General features: G+C 43.2%; 12 protein-coding genes. 2 read left to right on the top strand and 10 right to left on the bottom strand.

Annotation, left to right across the window (positions count from 1 at the left end; translation table 11 throughout):
- Positions 1 to 468 precede the first annotated feature (468 nt).
- The 8 genes from QFZ78_RS33360 to QFZ78_RS33325 all read right to left on the bottom strand — a co-directional run bounded on the left by QFZ78_RS33360 (position 469) and on the right by QFZ78_RS33325 (position 13,119).
- Complete coding sequence (locus tag QFZ78_RS33360) at positions 469 to 4,086, bottom strand: golvesin C-terminal-like domain-containing protein (protein ID WP_307553675.1); 3,618 nt, start codon at positions 4,084 to 4,086, stop codon at positions 469 to 471.
- A 182-nt stretch (positions 4,087 to 4,268) separates the two neighbouring features.
- The gene (locus QFZ78_RS33355; RefSeq protein ID WP_307553673.1) at positions 4,269 to 5,609 is read right to left on the bottom strand and encodes an FAD-dependent oxidoreductase; all 1,341 of its coding nucleotides are present in this window, start codon (positions 5,607 to 5,609) and stop codon (positions 4,269 to 4,271) included.
- Positions 5,610 to 5,660: 51 nt separating this feature from the next.
- Positions 5,661 to 6,482, bottom strand: coding sequence for a carbohydrate ABC transporter permease (locus QFZ78_RS33350; protein WP_307553671.1), 822 nt, complete (start codon positions 6,480 to 6,482; stop codon positions 5,661 to 5,663).
- 18 nt (positions 6,483 to 6,500) lie between these two features.
- A complete protein-coding gene (locus tag QFZ78_RS33345; protein ID WP_373461085.1) occupies positions 6,501 to 7,391 on the bottom strand; it encodes a carbohydrate ABC transporter permease in 891 nt (296 codons plus the stop codon).
- A 190-nt stretch (positions 7,392 to 7,581) separates the two neighbouring features.
- Entirely contained in the window at positions 7,582 to 8,931 is a 1,350-nt protein-coding gene (locus QFZ78_RS33340; RefSeq protein WP_307553667.1) for an ABC transporter substrate-binding protein, read from the bottom strand.
- A gap of 117 nt (positions 8,932 to 9,048) precedes the next feature.
- Complete coding sequence (locus QFZ78_RS33335; protein ID WP_307553665.1) at positions 9,049 to 10,644, bottom strand: response regulator; 1,596 nt, start codon at positions 10,642 to 10,644, stop codon at positions 9,049 to 9,051.
- A complete protein-coding gene (locus tag QFZ78_RS33330) occupies positions 10,641 to 12,356 on the bottom strand; it encodes a histidine kinase (protein WP_307553664.1) in 1,716 nt (571 codons plus the stop codon). Before QFZ78_RS33330 ends, QFZ78_RS33335 begins: the two co-directional genes overlap by 4 nt.
- A 244-nt stretch (positions 12,357 to 12,600) precedes the next feature.
- The gene (locus QFZ78_RS33325) at positions 12,601 to 13,119 is read right to left on the bottom strand and encodes a ferritin-like domain-containing protein (RefSeq protein ID WP_307553661.1); all 519 of its coding nucleotides are present in this window, start codon (positions 13,117 to 13,119) and stop codon (positions 12,601 to 12,603) included.
- 226 nt (positions 13,120 to 13,345) lie between these two features.
- Here QFZ78_RS33325 and QFZ78_RS33320 point away from each other — a divergent pair, with 226 nt between their 5' ends.
- The gene (locus QFZ78_RS33320; RefSeq protein WP_307553659.1) at positions 13,346 to 14,224 is read left to right on the top strand and encodes a hypothetical protein; all 879 of its coding nucleotides are present in this window, start codon (positions 13,346 to 13,348) and stop codon (positions 14,222 to 14,224) included.
- 227 nt (positions 14,225 to 14,451) lie between these two features.
- Positions 14,452 to 15,000 carry a DUF3231 family protein gene (locus tag QFZ78_RS33315; RefSeq protein WP_307553657.1) on the top strand — a complete coding sequence of 183 codons (549 nt, stop codon included), beginning with the start codon at positions 14,452 to 14,454 and terminating at the stop codon, positions 14,998 to 15,000.
- A gap of 1,337 nt (positions 15,001 to 16,337) precedes the next feature.
- Here the strand turns inward: QFZ78_RS33315 and QFZ78_RS33310 are convergent.
- Together QFZ78_RS33310 and QFZ78_RS33305 are read right to left on the bottom strand one after the other, a co-directional pair.
- A complete protein-coding gene (locus tag QFZ78_RS33310; protein ID WP_307553655.1) occupies positions 16,338 to 16,517 on the bottom strand; it encodes a hypothetical protein in 180 nt (59 codons plus the stop codon).
- 734 nt (positions 16,518 to 17,251) lie between these two features.
- Positions 17,252 to 18,502 (bottom strand): ATP-binding protein, encoded by a 1,251-nt coding sequence (locus QFZ78_RS33305; protein WP_307553653.1) that lies wholly within the window; start codon positions 18,500 to 18,502, stop codon positions 17,252 to 17,254.
- Positions 18,503 to 18,700: the final 198 nt, after the last annotated feature.

Below are 18,700 nucleotides of genomic sequence, written 5' to 3'. Positions count from 1 at the left end.
TTCGACCTAATGATTGCTCTCAACGTTTCAAAGTTATAACCACTATACTTATACTATAATGTTAAGGCTGGAGCCTTTATGTATTCTAATAACAATAAAGAACAAAGAAGATTATTCGCAGCCGTGATGACATTGCTCTACTAAGTCTCATGCTTCCCGCTTTCGTTTCTTTGAATAGTGACGGTGAAAATCAAAAACAGAAGAACAACATATTTTTAAAATGCTGTTTTATAAAGCACGCCATCAATTCCTAAAAATAACGGCAAGAGTGGTATCGTGCATCAAGACATTGTATTGGCTAGTTGCGGGTTCTAATCCTATTGTTACGAGTTATTACTAACTGAAATAATGATTGCCTTCACATCAAATCTAAGAAAGAAAGTGAAGCCCACAAACCTCCTGATAATTACCAAGAAATCGAAAAGCAAATTGAACGTTTACAAAGTTAGATGAGTTTTTTATGGCTTACTAAGTCGATTGATCATGAGGCACTGTGACAGTTACCGAAGTATCCGTTTTGTTGCCCGCTTTATCGGTAACCGTATAGGTAATGGTATAGATACGTCCCGATCCATTCCCTAATCTTTCTGCACGCAAATGAAATGAAGTGGCCGCTGTACCGATATTTGCCTCAATGTAACCTTGACCACTATCTGGTTCACTGCTCGTAATAGAGGTTAACACCACCGATTCAACGCCTGATGTAGCATCACTTGAATGAAGTGCAGCATTTATAACGCCCATTTTATGATTCGCAGGCCATATGGACGTTTTATCTAATTGAACAGTTAGTAACGGTGCCGTCTTATCAATTTTAAACTCGATAGTTTGGATTTTCTCTACATTGCCTGCTTGATCCGTACTGTGATAATCGACCTTGTATATCCCTTCACCGAAGGCAGGAATGGAGCCCGTGTAGGTGATCCAGCCCCCATTATTCACTTGGTATTCTGTTTTCGCCACGCCGGATAAATGGTCATATACAGACATGCTTACCGTAACATCCGACGTATACCATCCAGAGCTACCGTTATGTGCTGTCGGGCTTACAGTTGCAACACTTACGGGTGGTGTCTTATCATTAGGCGTCACTTTCACCTCAGTCTCGGCATGAAGGGACGTCAATGGATTCGTGACACGGATCACTGCACTGCCAACAGCCAGAGCATGTAGCTGTCCTTGGGCATCAATGGCTGCCACATCGCTATTCGTGCTGCTCCAAAGCAGATATTGATCCGTTGCATCGTTCGGAGTTATCCCCGCCGTGAATTGATGCGTATCTCCTACTTGCAAATCAAGCGCCTGGCTATCCAAGCTGATGCCCGTAGGGGGGATGAACTCGAACTTGAGCACATCCGCACGAAGCGGTCTATCATGAGCTGGATTCGCATCCTCGACCGTGATGTAGCTGGCACTTCCTCGCGGCAAATCATAGATGCCCAGTACCTGCCATGAACCTTGTAGTGTAGATTGATCGACGATCTTAGAATCGCTCTTTACGCCATCCATATAAATCGAGTATTCGGCAGCTTTGGTCGTATACACCGGTGTCGCGGGCGTTCCTGGCAAATAAACCGATACCCTATATCGTCCGGGCTGGGTGATTGTCGGCGTCCATTTGGCCGATGCGCCCGTTGGATTCGTAATCGCTCTTGAGATGCCGCCGTTATAACCTTTGAGAACCGTAGAAGTCACCCACTTATTCGTAGCGGTTCCTAGAGGCCCGTTGACTTCCGTGTATCCCCCGTTTGTGCCATAACTATGATAGATCGTAACCTGCTGAATGGCAGGCATCGTTACCTGGATCCTCGCCTCCGCATAGAGGGAAGTTAACGGATTCGCAGCACGAATCACCGCCTCTCCAACCCCCGTTGCATTCACCTGCCCCTCGGCATCGACAGTCACGACTTGACTGTTCGAACTGCTCCAAACCAGCTTCTGGTCAGTGGACTCGGCAGGCGTAAACACAGCCGTGAAGGAATGCGTATCTCCTACCCGCAGATCTAGTGAATCGGTATCCAGAGCAATCCCGGTCGGAGGGATGGACTCTAACTTGATGACATCCGCCCGAAGCGGTCGATCGTGAGCGGGGTTTGTGTCTTCGAGCAGGATATAACTGTTTGTTCCCCTTGGAAACTCATAGGAACCCAATACGTGCCAAGATCCCTGCAGAGAGAATTGATCAACAACTTTCGTTTCCTGTTTTACTCCGTTGATATAGATCGAGTACGCAGCCATTTTTGTGGTATTCACTGGAGTGGCGGGTGTTCCGGGAAGATACGCTGAAACTCGGTACCGTCCGGACGCGGACACGTTCGGCGTCCATTTGGCCGAAGCGCCCGTTGGATTCGTAATCGCTCGCGAAATACCACCGTTATAGCCTTTGAGTACGGAAGACGTGACCCATTTATTGGTAGCCGTTCCAAGCGGCCCATTGACTTCCGCATAGCCTCCCATGCTGTAACCATTGTATAAGGTGATAGGATTGGTAATGGTCGGTGGAATCTCTTCGATATAAGGGGCCTCCAACCCACCCTTTACATAAATCGGGTTCTCATCCAGTCGTAGTCGTACGTAACCATTCGTTGGCGTATACGTTAACGTATTCCCCATGATGTCCGTGACATCAAGGCTGTTGCGAGTATATAGCTTAAGGTCGGCTCCCGCAGGAGCGTACATGACCCGAATATCTTCCGCTGCTGTATGAAACTTATGACTATAAACTCCGGGGGCAATATCCTCGGTGTTTAGGAAATCCGCACCCGTTAATTCCCGGGTCATAGTGGCATAAGCGGAATAGGCCGGCTTCGGAACATATGCCCCTTTGGCATCGTCAGGATTCCGAATCAAACCGAACGTTCCCTCAAATTCATTCGGAACTGTAGATTTATTTTGCAAATTATAGATGTTGATTTTTTGGATACCATTCGCTAAAGCAGTGACAATTCTTCGAGCTACATAGTTGGCTTGGACATGCTCGTCGAAATTAAAATTACTAAATCCTGTTTCCGAGAGATTGATAGGGATTGTTTGATTATTGTTATAGGTTTTCATTATATTTTTGTGCCTATTGATATCTTTAACGAAATCTTCTGGGTTCCTCGTATACGAATGAAACGAATACTCATCCATATAATTCAGCGCGCCCTTTTGATAAAGCGATTCCAAAAATGCGTCTGAACCCAATTCGCCAAATACAAACCCTGTTATTTTCACATTGGGAAAATGGGGATGAATTTGTTCGTAGGATGTTTTTAACAAATTGAAATAAAAATCAGCTTTCTCTTCCTCCGTGGTAAGTCCCTTTCCAAACGAAGGAATGTCCGGTTCGTTCCAGATCTCCACCTGACCGACCTGGGGGTATCTGCTCAATAATTGCTTGCCGTATTCGGCAAATGCCGCCCTTGCCTCTGGACTCGTCGGTGCATTTCCCCCATCGTATAAATTATTATATAACGCCAGAGTGATATAAGGCTTGAGGTCATTCGATGCCACACGCGACATGAAATCGTCATGGAAGGATTTAAAGCTATAAATCCCCTTCGTCGCATCTTCGATGTCCCCCCAGCGCAAGGCATCCCTGACATACTTAACACCCATTTTTTTGGCAATTGGGATCAACGCCGCCGAGTCTTGAGCAATTAGATCGGTTCGAGCGGCATGCGTTTGCACGGAAAAATGCGAATCCGCCACTTGGCTCAGATCGAAATTGGAAACAACTGCGAACGAGGTATCTTTGGAGGCAATAACGTTTCCATTCTGCTTGGCTGTAACAACCAAACTGAACCATCCCTTTTTCCCGGGATTAACGGTTAATATGGTCGTTCCATCGCTTACGGCTTGGCTCCCGGACTGTACGGTGTTATTCCAATAATCCGAATAAACCCAGTCAATCGAGTCTCCATCCGTATTGATTTTGAAGCTCTTGATGTCATTTTCATAGAAAATGTTCCCAATCGTGCTTTGTTCGATGGTTAGTGCTGCTGCATAAGCCACTTGGTTTCCTGAAATCAGAGTGAGCCCATACGTGGCAAGTAGAGAAAATACCAAAAATGCAGAACATAAGCGACTTACTATTTTTTTCATAGCCTTACGTCTCCCTTCAAATGTAAATCATTTATTTAAAATCATTCGACACCTGTTCTATCCTGTCACCTCCCTCATCATTTATAAAAGCGCTTACAATTTATCAATAAAACTCTCGTTTGTAAATTTAAAAGGCATATACCGTTCATCATTTAGCGCCCTGTATATGCCTTTTTCTTCATTTACCTACACAACACATGTGTCTCCTTAACAGGACCCTCTATGAATTGGCCTCGGGTTTGCAGAATATAACGTATCTCTTCGGCAGAAACCATACGAACATCGCTGAATCCAGATTTGACAGTTAATGCGGCGGCGGTTCCTGCTGCTTCGCCGATGGCACTAATTCCTGACATTACACGGTAAGAAGCGTGGGCCTCAAATGTACCGCTAATACAGCGCGAGCTTAACAGCAGGTTGCCCAGCCCTTTGGCGATGAGACTGCGATAAGGAATATGATAATACCCCGGACTCGGCAAAATTGTCGTATACTCTTGGTGATTTTTATTTCCATCTGGGTCATGAACATCCACATCATAAGCACAAGCAGCTACCATATCATCAAACTTGCGTACTTGCAGACAGTCTTCTCCGGTTAACATATAGTCGCCAATAACTCTGCGCCCTTCACGAACCCCTAACTTCGTAAAAATAGTCTCAATCTTCGCATCCCGAAATGCAGGGTGCTCCCTGATCGCTTCAACTAATTCATACACTTGAACTTTGCCGATTTCAAACGCACGTTCAACTGACCCTGGAATGGTGGGATCAACATTGCTTACCGCAGTCGAATTAAATAGGAATGCTTTCCCATCTGGATAGGGGAATGCTAATACGCCCTGACGCATATTCGTGCTGTTCTTTCTCTGTTTCATCGCAACATAATAGGGCTTGAGCGTCTCTTCCAGCCAAAAAAAGCAGCCCCAGCTTGTGACATCTTTCACTTTAAATAGAGCGGGATCGAATCCAGTGAGTTTGAAAGTAACCGTCGCCATCTGCATCTTTCCATCTTTTTCTCGCCCCTTTTGAAACCCCGCTCCTGCCAATGCTGATAAATTTCCGTCTGCCGTCCCGTCAAGGAACACGCGGCCATATACACGTGTTTGCTTTGATCCTGCGATAGTCAACGAACGGATATTCCCGTCTTCCACCTGCACGGCATCCACTTCGCAGTCCGTCCACACGGTCAGATTTTTCTCTTTTCGAATTAATCGATGATAGGTTTCTTTCAATTCCTGTTCATCATAACTTGGCACTGTTTCCTCGTCGAAGGTCAAGCCTGTGTTCTGGTAGGCCAGTGGGAATAATTCCTTATGGATACCTGTGTTCACACACCGTCCATGATGATCACGAAATTTACACACTAAGGCAATAGCTGCATGTACCCCAGTCCCGCCAATTTCACTCATTTTTTCAATAAGCAGCACCTTACTATTTAATCTAGAAGCAGCTAAAGCTGCACAAATACCGCCTACTCCTGCCCCAACAATTACAATATCAAAATCATTTGTATAATCATTCATGTGTATCACTCCTTTATTAAATCTAACCCTCATTTATGGGGGCTGATACGGTTACCCCTTCAGGCCGCTGCTGGCAATTCCTTCAACAAAGAATCTTTGGAAAATGGTTACGACGATGATGAGAGGAAGCAGCGCCGAAACAGAAGCGGCCATAATCAATGAATAATTTGCGCCATATTCATCTACAAAGCTGGAAAGACCTATCGGTAGTGTGAACAATTCACTCGAACGCAGGAAGATCAACGGATTCTCATACTCATTCCAGTGCCATGTAAAGGAAAGGATGAGGAGTGTCACGATGGCAGGCTTCGTTAAAGGCAAACAAATTTGCCAATAGATCCGGAAGAATCCCGCTCCATCCGCTTTTGCCGCTTCAAGAAGCTCGTTCGGGATTGTGCTGAAAAATTGCCGCATCAGGAACGTTCCGAATACGGTAAAAATTCCCGGTAATATGACGGCCCAATGGGTGTTCACCAAGCCAATACGATCGAACAGGATAAACCTAGGGACAAGCAGCACCTGCGCGGGGATGATCATCGTAGCCAAGTACAAGAGGAAGATAAAGTCTCTTCCCTTAAAGTTCAATTTAGCGAACGCGAACCCAGCCAAAGAACTGGTGATGATGGAGCCAACAACCGTAAAGAAGGTGATTTTGGCCGAGTTCCAATAAAATAAAGCAAATTTATATTTGCCACCCCAAACCTCTTCGTAATTCGAGAGAATCGGATTTTTAGGAATCCAATTGATAGGGTATTTGAATAAATCAGCTTGGATTTTGAAGGACGAAGAAATCATCCAGATAAACGGGATCAAGACCATTACACCCAAAACCAACATGACAAGCGTGACGCTTAATTTTCGCAAAGATACCACTACAAACCCACTCCTCCATTAAAAATGCTGCTGCCACTTCTTCTGGCTGCGCCATTGGATCAATGTAATCGAAAATATGATGACGAACAAAACCCAGGACATCGCTGCCGCATAACCCATTTTATAATTCTGGAAGGCAGTGAGATAAATATGATAAGCAAGAACCATGGTCGAATTGACCGGTCCGCCTTGTGTCATCACATTCACAACAGCAAAGACCTGAAAGGTGGAAATAATAAGTGTGACGGCAATCAAAAAGGTAGTTGGCTTCAGCATGGGGACAGTGATACTGAAAAACTGCCTCATCCCTGTGGCCCCGTCAATCGAAGCCGCTTCATATAAATCCTTAGGAATCCCTTGTAATCCCGCCATATACAGCACCATCGTGTATCCGATGTAAGTCCAAACGACCATAACGATGATAGCCGGCAATGCCCACGCCGTACTCCCCAACCACCCGGGAGGATTGGTAACCCCTAGTGATCTTAGGAATGCATTGATGGGACCATCCTGGGCATTGTAAAGCACGCTCCACACCACAGAAACGGCAACCAAACTGCTGACATAAGGAAGGAAAAACAAAGTTCGTAATAAACCCTTGGCATAGACATGTCGATTAAGCAATACGGCTACAACCAAACCTATTGCTATTGCACTGGGCACCGTTACACCTGTCAAAATAAAATTGTTCTTGAGTGCGTGCCATAAGTAAACGTCATTCATTAATTTTTTAAGATTTCCTAGTCCAGCGAAACTCAGCCCAGCAAAGCCCTTTAAGTAATCCCAATCTGCAAAAATCAGCATAAAACTGAAAAGCAGAGGTAGAATGACGAAGAAAAAAACGCCGAGAAAGTTCGGCAAAATAAACAAATAACCCGCCAATTGTTCCTTCATGTTATGTTTGGACACTCGTCGCATGATGCCACCTCATTTAGCTATATTCAACCCATACCCGTATCATAAACAGTAGCGAATCAGAGTGGAATGGCGTGATTTAGGTTGTTACAGCGTTAATTTTAAGATGTAGGAAAACAAATTAGAAAAGGGACCTGGCAGACTTCAAATTGAAGTCCGCCAGGTCCCTTTTCTAACACAACCGTTATTTTTTTTCAGCCTTAATCGCTTGATCCGCTCTTGTCTTCATATTCTGAATGGCTTTGTCTAAGGGCTGCACACCCATGACGTATTTCTCTGTTTCTTCGTTAATAATTTTGGTCATTTCCGGTAAAGCGGTAGAAATCGTTTGAACTGGGAACGTATAATCGCCTTTGATTAGTGATTTCAGAGAATCCACGTTAATCAAGTTTGCTGCATCTCCGACCATAAGCTCAGCGACTTTGTCCACATCGATTTTCTTGGAAGATGGCAAACGTCCACCCGGAATCATGAGAAGATTACCTTCGGTTAAGTACCAGGAGATAAATTGAAAGGCTTCGTCTTTGTTCGAAGACGTATTGTTAATCGACATGAAGTCGTTGAAGCCTGCTGTATTCACTTTGCCGCCCTTCTCTAACTGGGGTACTGGCGCAAAAATGGTTTTGAAGTCATGCGGGAAGCTTTTCGTATCCTTCACATTCCTTAGCAGATGTGTACCTCCGAAAATCATGGCCGATTTACCGGTTAGAAGCTCGTTTGGAGGGAGTAATTTGTTGGCGATAATTTCTGGCCACTTGACTGATAATCCTTTGTCCTGCAGCGCTTTTTGATACTCCATGCCCTTCTTGACGGCAGGACTGTCGAAGGTGGACAATCCATCCGCTGTATAGTAGGAATCCACCGGCTTATTCTCAAGAATAGCAAAACGCACCATATTATCGTCTGGAACCTTGATAAAACTGCCCTTCTGGTCCGGTGTATGCAGCTTCTCAGCAAGGGCCATGTAGTCGTCCCAGGTCCATCCTTGAGCCGGAATCTTCTCTCCCGCTTTTTCCAAAGCCGTTTGATTAATCATAACGGAAGATAACAGCTTCATGGCCGGTAAGTAATGCGTTTTCCCTTTGAACGGGACGACATTATCTTTGCCAATAAGATCATCCACATTAAGCTTATATTTGCTAATCAAATCATCCAACGGATAGGTGACGCCAGCATTCGCTCGGCGATTGTAATTCGTTTCTCCATAGCTGAAGAAGATGTCCGGAGCATCGGAGTTGCTGATAAGAGCCGTATCGAGCTTCGTGTTACCGCTATCGTCGTTCACGTAACGTGTATACTCCACTTGGATATCAGGATGTGCACTGTTCCATTTCGTGACCACGTCCTTGGGTCCGCTCTCTTCAGGAATGCCGCCCCACATCTTAAGTTTGACGGCTTTCTTGGGAACTGCGGAGCTTGCAGTCGTTGCTGCAGCGGGAGATGAGCTTGATGGGTTGTCGCCTTTTGCACAGCCGGAAAGCATCAAACTAAATGCCATTGTGAGTGATAGTGCGGAATAGATCGATTTCTTCATACTGGTAAAACCCCTCTCACTTGTTTTCATCCGTTTGGAACATCATTAGCATAGCAAAGTGATCATTCCTGCGTAATGAATTCATTTAAGATCTTACCTGTCTTGTTTTATCTACTTTTAATGAATATAGCGCTTCCGATATTCTTGCGGGTATATGCCTTCAATTTTTTTGAACAACTTGGCGAAATAATTAGGGTCCGAATAGCCTATCGCGTCCGCAACTTCATAAATTTTAACATTGGCATCCTTGAGCAGTTCCCTGGCTTTCTTCATTCGTATACGAATCATGTAATCGATCATTGTTTCGCCGGTTTCTTTCTTGAATAAGGAGCTTAAATACGGTTCCGTAAAATTAACTTCTTTTGCCAAGTCGGACATTTTAAAGGAAGTACTGTACTTTTCTTCGATCATTCTTTGAACGGCCCTAATTTCCGGGCGAGGCTGATGAACCGCGCTTGCGCGCAAATGCTCGAAGAAGACTGAAATCCATCCAATCAACCACTCGCTTATTTCTTGTATGGACTCAGATAGCCTCACGACATGATGAGGATACTTCCCTTCGTAAGGCATGATTGAATATAAGTCTCCTCCTTTATGTTGAAGGAACACCTCGAATAGATGGACAATATGCAGCCAACGTTCTCTGGCCAAATCTGGATAAGGTCTAGGTACTCCGTCTTCTAAATAAGCCTCCGCCATATTTCTTATAGCATTCTGAAGCGCTTCTTTGTCTTGCCGAGCCATCATATCAAGCCATTCATCCTGTGATGAAATAGGCAAAGCTTGGTTTGCAAACATTTGCTCCCTATAGTGAATGACACGGCTCGAGTCATTGTAAAATCTCACCAAAAGCGCTTCATCGGCAAACTTGCATGCTTCATGCAGGTCGTATGCTCGTTCAACAGGGGCATAAGTACCGAAATAGACAGCCAATTTGAGATAGCGGTGTATACATTCCGTCATCTCTTGAAGCATCGGCTCCGCCCCCATACCGGAGATCATACCGAAACGCCCTCCATCCATTTCCACAATGTGTCCTGCCTTATATTTGCGCATAATTTCCCGAAGGATATTCATCACGGAAAAACGCAGCAGCTTTTCACTCTTAAAGCGATTCTCATCGACAACAGACTCGTATCGGTCAATTTTCATCATCGAAACCGTCCATGGAAATGGGGGAAGTAGATTCGCATATTCCTCTGAGAGATCATCCGCTTCCTTCTTTGAGTATTGCATGGTCAGGAGATCACGCAAATGCTTGTCAATGGTGATTTCTTGACGAAATTGAACCGTAGTCCGATTAAGCAGTAACATTTCCTCCTGCTTTTTACGTTCGTTCTCTATTTCCTTTTGCATTTGCTGCAGCTTGGTTTGAAGATCATCCGGCTGCATAGTTAGCTTCAATATGTAGTCGGAAGCTCCAAGCTGCAAGGCCCGCCTTACATACCCAAAATCATTATAGTTGGATAAAATTAAAATCTTGATGTGCGGATATAATTCCTTCACCCGTTCCATCAGCGAGATACCATCCATATTCGGCATGGAAATGTCGGTAATCAAGAGATCACATGGCTTTTCAGCAAGAATGGTAAGCGCATCCAATCCATCCACTGCCTCGCCGATCAATTCAAAGCCAAATTCCTCCCAAGGAATAAACGTCTTGAGTCCGAGCCTCACCAAAAATTCATCTTCCACTAATAAAAGCTTCGTCATGCTGGATCCTCCATCCGCTTCCAAGGCAGCTTAATAACCGTCTCCGCTCCAGTATCCATGCCATTGTGCATAAATAGCCCATAGGGTTCCCCGAAATGCATGCGAATCCGACTTTGAACATTCTCAAGTCCGATTCCACTATATTTCCCTTGCCTTATAGGATCGGATTTCTCAAGAGCTTCATCGGCAAGCTTTCTCTCAGACAGCCCTTGTCCATTATCTGTAACGGTAACAAACAACAAATCATCTTCATGATAAGCCGTAATACGGATGATTAGAGGCATACGGTTCCCATGGATGATGCTGTTTTCCACAATAGGTTGAAGGGTGAATTTAAGAATGCGAGCAGACAATAGACTTTCATCAACACGAATCGACAACTCTATATTATCGTTAAACCGAATTTTTTGCAGCGAAAAATAATGTTGTATAAAATCAAGCTCATCTCTCAGTGTGACAACTTCGCTCTCCTGCTTCATACTGTAGCTCAACATAATACCAAGGGATGTAATCATATCCCCAACGTTTTTAGCACCCGAAAATACAGCCAGCCACTTAATGGAATTGAGTGCGTTAAACAGGAAATGGGGAGAAATCTGAGCTTGCAGCGCATGAAACCTTGCTTCCTCTTTAAGCTGCTGCTCTTCTCGAAGAGTCGTAACCATCTCTTTCAAGCTCGACAGCATACGGTTGAAGTGATGGCTCAGAAGCCCGATTTCATCGTTTCCTCCTGCCAATGCGGGATTTTCGAAATTGCCGAATGCTGCTTTCCCCATTGCCTGCACGAGCGAGCGAATAGGCTTCATCAAACGAAGGGTAAAGATGACATAGATGAAAAGAAAACATGCGAATAAAACGATGACACTCCACGTCGTTGTGGAACGTACGTTTTTCAACTGCTGCATCCATTGTTCCTGCATGGGGATCCATTGCAATTGCCAGCCGGTTGCTTTTAAGGTTTGTATGAATGTGGATCGTTCCTCTCCCGATTCAGTCCTGTTCCACAAATCATTTTGTCCCCACAGCAAACGGTTTTTATCGGATATCAGGAATTGGGCAGGGGAATCCTTCTCTAACCCATTGGAAACGAGAAACATTTCCTTGATTGGAAATGCAATAAAAACTAAGCCATACCCCTTTGTCGTCTCCCCTTTAATTAACCGGGCCATGGTAATAAAGCCCCCTTCTTGGTTACCCTCAAGTCCTTTTACTCTCAGAGAAGGGTTCACGTCCCAAGCTGGAGCACCGTTTTTTTCTCTGGCTTGTTTCACATAATCCGGTATCACTTTAAGAATCACTTCGTCTTGATTGGTCGCATAGATGCTGCCATTAAATCCATAAACCGCAACAATGGCATGGTTGTCCAAAATATATGAGATCAGGTTGTCCATCTTGCTCTGTAGACCAATTACCCTCTGGTAGGTAGGATAATCATCTAAATCCGACTGCCCCGAACTTCTTAGCAATTGCAAGACATCATAGTCGTTCGTGAGCAAATTCGAAACATTTAAAGTCCGGTTCAGCATATCGTCGGCTCGATCCGTAACCCTCTTTAGAACCTGGGTTTGTGTGTCGGTCATTTGTCTCATAAATATTTTGTCAGATTGAACGAAGTAAAGATACATCATAAATAAAATGGGAGCCACAATAAACAACGTAAATGCAAGTAAAAACTTCAGGCGCAAAGAGAAAAATATTTGCCTCTTGTTCATTGTCATTTTCTCTCCCCTTCGGAACAAATGTACAATAGCAACCGTCCACTGAACGGTTGCCATGATTACTTATATATTTAGTATTATAACTCCTACATTACTTATATAAATAGGTTCTATTTTATGTTTAAGCACGGTTATATTTAATTTGATATTTGCTCTATAACTTAAAGAGAAGTTGGCTGAAGAGCATTCAAACTTCTTGTCCTCATACAGTTCAAAGGTTCAGTTTTGGTTTGTTGGTTCAATAATGACGAAGATTTGTGATTAAATAATTCAATTTCGAAACAAGAGTAACGTTATCAATAGCGATTTTGGCAAGTAAATTCTGATAATATCCTGTAGGCATGGCAGCCAGAATGTTTCCTCCTCTCTGGCCCGTTTTCCACTTACTGAAAATGGCTTGCTTCAATCCATCCTCATACGATTTCGGTTCCTTGTACACGGTAATAGGAACAGTCGCCGTGACTTCCCGTCCTGTAAAGGCCAAATAAATTTCGCGAAATATTTGTATATGTTCTCGTTCAGCTTCGCGGATGGAAGAAATCAAGATGCGGTCTTCCTCGGATGGCGCCAGTTCAAGAAGCCTCTGGTAGAATGATTCAGCATTGCGCTCCCCAGCCACGAATTCACGAATAATTTGAAGCGATTCCTGCAATCCGTGATAAGGCGATTGCATTACATTTGGGCGAAAACTCAACCCGTTCAAAAGGTGAAGCGCAGATTCTGCGGCACTAGTTTCGTCATATGTTCTATAATACAAATGGACTTCCCCTTTCCTATAGAATCCCTGCATTATATGTCGATGTCACGCCTAATTGTGATTGTCATTGGTTCGATCTTTTTTTCATTTCGTCATCATTAACACCTCAAATTTATCATCATTATGACATAGCTCGTTCATCCAAGCGACGAGGGCCTCGTGGGATAACTTTACAATTTTAATGGATATAATAACAACAGCGTATATTAACAGTGAGGTACTCCTTATGACCCAAGGAATTTTTTTGCCGCTTAATTTTAATTCTCTCTGGTATTTAGGACTGAGCACGTTAAGTCTCATCCTTCTCTTCTATGTTTATTTCAAAACTAAAAATTACAGGAGTCTGCTCCTGTTTTTGGGGATGGTCGGAATAGGTTATTCGATCGAGTACATCATTTATGTATTGCTGGGGAGCTATGAGTATGATCCCAATATCATCTCCCGCGATGCTTATTATGATAACAATATGGGGGCACTTGCTTCGAATCTACTAACTTTGCCTGCAACAGCCACATTAATAGCAGTATTTCGATTGAACTGGATTGTGATCGCTATTATTACAGGGCTAATAGTGGGGATCGAATGGCTATTCTTAAAATTGGGCATTTATCGTCATTATTGGTGGCGGTTTGAATACACGGCCTTTGGATTGTTGGTATATTATGGTTTTGCCAAAGCCTGGTTTACACGGCTTATGCGTCCGTTAAAAGGGATCTCTCACTCTTTGACACTATATTTTATCACTTGGGCGCTTTGTACTATGCAATTTGTCCCCATCTCGTTATTCAACAGTAGATATTATAATCTCGGTTGGTTCGAAAACCGTTCTCATGATACAACTGCTTTTTCATCACTATTTGGGATGTTTACCAGCATCTTCTCTGTGTGGGTGTTGAAACTAAAGTGGAAATATAGTTGGCTGAAGTACATATTTTCTGCAGCTGTCATATTTGGCGTTAACATTATTCTTCAAATAATCGGAGTGCTTCATAGTCTTGTATGGTGGGATTTCTGGTATTGCAGTGGGGTGAATTTAATAATAATCATAATAGTTGATGTAAGTAGTAAACGCTTATGGAATGGTCCTAACCAGTTGCTTCGGTGAATTATGGATGGCCATACCACGGGTCGCTAATCTGCATCTTACCGCCTGGAGTATACTAATTCTATGGGGGATGAAATCCTTTAAATACACGAGCTTTTCGTGAGAAAATCAAAACATAGCGAGGGAGTTCAATATTGGATGTTTTTGATTTCACACATAAATTCCCAACATTGTATAATTGAAGGATACTAAATGCAAACTAATTAAAAACGAAGGACGGTGTAAAAATGACGAGTGTATTTGAAGCAATAATTGATGTAATGAAAACATTCATTGATGATGAACCAAAGCCACCTTTACATATAGGGGAAGCAATGACTTGTTGGACATACTTAACCATGCTTGAAGAAGAAATCGCGAATGTACAAATTGGACTTAATACTACAACAGATAACGAGCTTTTGGATGCACTTCATGGATCAATGGAGTTAGCAAGAGCACAATCAAAAGAACTAAGGGATCTTATGATACAAGAGGGTGTGACTCTACCCCCAGTATCTGAAATAAAACCAAAATCAGAACCAAATTCTATTCCAATGGGTGTAAAACTGACTGATGATGAAATTGCAAATGCACTTTCTATTAAAGTTGTCGCCAATTATATGATGTGTGCAACTGGTGCTGTGCAGTCTGTGCGTAATGATGTGGGTATGATGTTTGTTAAATTTCAAGCAGAGAAATTGAAGTTCGGTGCTTCATTAAAAACCTTAATGCGTAAACGTGGGTGGATTAAAATCCCTCCGTATTATGTACCTAATGGGTTGCCGACACAATAATTTCTAATTGTTTAATAAATCGACATTCCCTCAATATCCATAGAAAATCGTTGCTTTTCCGAAACTCTACCTCAAATCGTAACAAAATAAGTTAGACTAAGTACTCAATAAAACAAATAGTTCTGCGTTACTTCAATAATCATAGTTTCTTAAAACTGTGCCATACTAATTCCGTTTTTATTAACTGATGAAAGTAGTTTACTTCTGCTTATTTGTAGTTGTGATGACCTTTGCCGATTGGGGCTATACCAAAGCAGAATTTGTTAGGCTTACGCGATCGATTTTGATATCGGCCGAATTCCCTTTGAATTATACAAATATAATGACAGCTCGAAATACGAGATTTTTGATTTGATTCTGAATATTTTCACCTATCCGCCAGCGGCCTACTATTGTCTTTATTTTTATGATAAATAGAAGCTTAAAGGGTGGCTTCTCACCGGACACATCCTGCTTTTTTCCCTCTTGACTACAGGAATGGAGTGGATTTCGCTTCAGTTTCACGTGTATGAATACAAAGGCTGGAAGCTAATCTACTCATTCTTTGTCTATATTATCGTTTATTTATCCAATATCGGCATACTTCGCTTCGTCCAGTGTTACTTGCCCAATCGGCAGCAATCACGGTAAATTAAAAAAAGCTTCAATCCAACTCCGCAGACTGATTGCCGTCACTGAATCGGCATCGATTTTTCCAAACTTGGAAAAAAACTTTAATATCTCCATCCTACCCATAGAACTGATAGGTTTGGCGAGGGAGATCCCCCTTCAATTCTTTAACATCAGTCTGTTCGGCATGAAAAGAATCGGTTGGCTTGATTCCATGGAGAACATGTCGGACTTCACCCTTATACTGCTTGCGGCAGTCATGGGACTCTATCTGTGAAGAGGAATGGCTGCTGCTTGATCGCACAGCTGCTGCTGATCATGCCGGCAGCCTCAATTAGGTTGTGTATGTAACTAACACGTGCTGCGTTTGCTTAATGGCGCAATGCTAGTCTACATTTGTTTCCTAGTCTAATACTATTGTTCTTGAACCAATTGTCAGGAATCCGTACACTTTCTTGTCATTGGTTTGTGACAAGAATCTATTCCGATAAACTAAAAAACCCGCCTATTATGCGGGTTTGAATCGGTACGCTTTCTTGTCATCTGACATTTGTCAATGAAACGTTTATATGTTTTTGTCCCCCGACACCAGAAGAATAGTTTTCGTGTCCTATATGTCGCAAACATTCTGTGTCACAAACATGCAGTTCATTATTTAGAAGATAAGCTTTACGCATTCTAAATCTAAAGCCAATCGACAATGTTTGCTTCCTTCATAAAAAGTCAGGCTATGCGCTCTGGCTTGGTTTCTTGCGTACGCCTGTGAGTTCAAAAGCCTCTTTAGGAATCCCCAGTTCTTGGGCCTTCTTCTTTTTAATGACCATGGCCTGTTGTAAGCTAGTGGCTTGAAATTCAATTGAGGTGCCAAACGGATCCTCAAATGCATAGTAGCTTTTTTTATTCGACATTAAACTTAGCGCCTCCCCATTTTATTCTCGAATGATTTTGCCTGGTCATATTCCTGACCGCAGTTTGCTAAAAATATTATGTCCGCACATCCTGTATATATACACAAATTGGGAATTGCTATTTGAATTATATAGGTTCTTGTCACCCGACAAGAATCCATGTTGAATTCTGCGCTCGCCGACACGCTTGCGCTACCCGCTGAGCGGGAGTCGCGCCGGCCAGGCAATACTGCTAACGCAAAAAAGCCCCTTCCGGCGGTATGCCGAAACCAGGCAGCCGAGCTGTCGCGTCCTGATTTTCCAAAAAAGCAACTCGGTTCGGTTTTTACGATCGAATGCATCAAGCTAACGGAACTGCTCCAAAAAGCGTTGTTCTTCGTTAGCTTAACATTTGACGACCAAAGGGTTATACAGGTCTGCTACTAGACTTACTAATCCAATATATCCTTGTATTCATTAGGGAGTTCGGGGGCGAAGTTCGGGCTGGAGAGAGGGATGAAGTAAAGGCTTAACGCAGAGTTGGGTCGAGGGAAAAACAAGACTTCGTAGTCAGCTTGCCATTGCTATGGACGGTCCAGACCGCTCGGCCTTGCAGGGCCTTGGAGAAGTTATAGTTTGCTGAAGTGCTGATGTGCCTCGCAAAGAACCTTGATTGAGGTCTTGAAGCGGAGCCGATCCGTTTCTTTTTCTGGCAACGAAAAAAGCCCGCGAATGCGGGCTGTCTCCTCTTCAGTTCATTCAGCCTCCGGAAAGACGATACACACTTTCGTTCCTTTTCCGGGCTCGCTCTCGTACTTCAGCGTGGCGTTCATCGCCTCCAGCAAGCGAAATGTCACCATCAGCCCTAAACCGGTTCCTTGTGACTTCGTCGTATAGAATGGGTTTCCGAGTTTTTGGAGTTGCTCTGAAGTCATTCCTTCCCCTGAATCGGAAACAAACACACTCACTTTTCCACCCGACGAACATGTCTCTACATGAAGCGTCCCTCCGTCAGGCATAGCTTCGATAGCGTTTTTCAAAATGTTGAGCAGCGCTTGCTTGAGCTTGCTTTTGTCACCGCTTACGTACAGGTTTTCACCAATCTCGCTGATTATCTCCACCCGGTTCATTGATGCGTACGACGAAACGATTTTCAAAACGCTGGTCATTTTTTCTGAAACGCTAATTTTAACGACATTATTTAACTGCGGTTTCGCAAAGTCCAAGTAATCGCTCAGTACAGATGCGGCCCGATCCAACTCCGCAATGGCTATTTCCATGTACCTGCGAAGCTTTTGGTCAGCTGAACTCTTTCCAAGCTGAAGAAAACCACGGACGACCGTCAACGGATTTCTAACCTCATGCGCGATGGAAGCTGCCATCTCGCTTATGAGGGCAAACCTTTCGGAACGCTGCATTTGCATTTTTAAAGAAAAATTCTCTCTGATAATTTCAATGACGTTAATAGTAAGCACAATCGACAACCAGGAAAATGAAAATAACACCGCATAAAATCCCCAACCGAAAAAGGTTCTTTCTGAGAAAAAATACCATAGGCAGAGACTTAAAAAGTTAGCGGAAGAAATCAGTCCAACACCGATTTCAATTTTTTGAAAACGTCCAGATTGCGTGTATTTATTTTCCAACAAAATACAAAGCGCCGCGATGAGCAATGAGGCTATCAAAAATCCTAGACTAGAATAAAATCCCGCCAACAAGGAGAGCCGATAAATCGTAATCAACGACGCTGAAATCCCGCCCCCCAAAATGCCTCCGTACAAAAAACCGATTGTGAAAGGAATCCACCGCATATCTACCTGAATAAGACTTTCACTAAGATGCAAAGGAAAGTTCATGCACAAAATGCCCGTAATTCCCGCAAAAAGGCCGATCACAATTTGTTGATGGCTCCTTTTTTCCAAGGGTCGAATTTCCATAAAAACCAATTGATAAGCCAAAATCGGCAATAGTACTATAAAAACGTTCACAATCAGTTCTTTTATCATCAACGTTGCTCCTCGGGAAATTGAACTTACCGAATTATAACAGAATTGTGAAAGTTTTTGTCGAACAGTTTTTTTGGTAAAATATTACTGTTAATCGTGGAATGAAGAAAAGGACGGTTAGTTCGCCCTATTGCCTTTTCTTCTCTACTCAAAATGCGTTAGAATTCCTGTGGAACGAATAATTTGGACTTTGAATAT

The organism is Paenibacillus sp. V4I5 (genome assembly GCF_030817255.1).
Classification (GTDB): Bacteria; Bacillota; Bacilli; order Paenibacillales; family NBRC-103111; genus Paenibacillus_E.
This window is presented reverse-complemented; position numbering and strand designations above follow the sequence as displayed.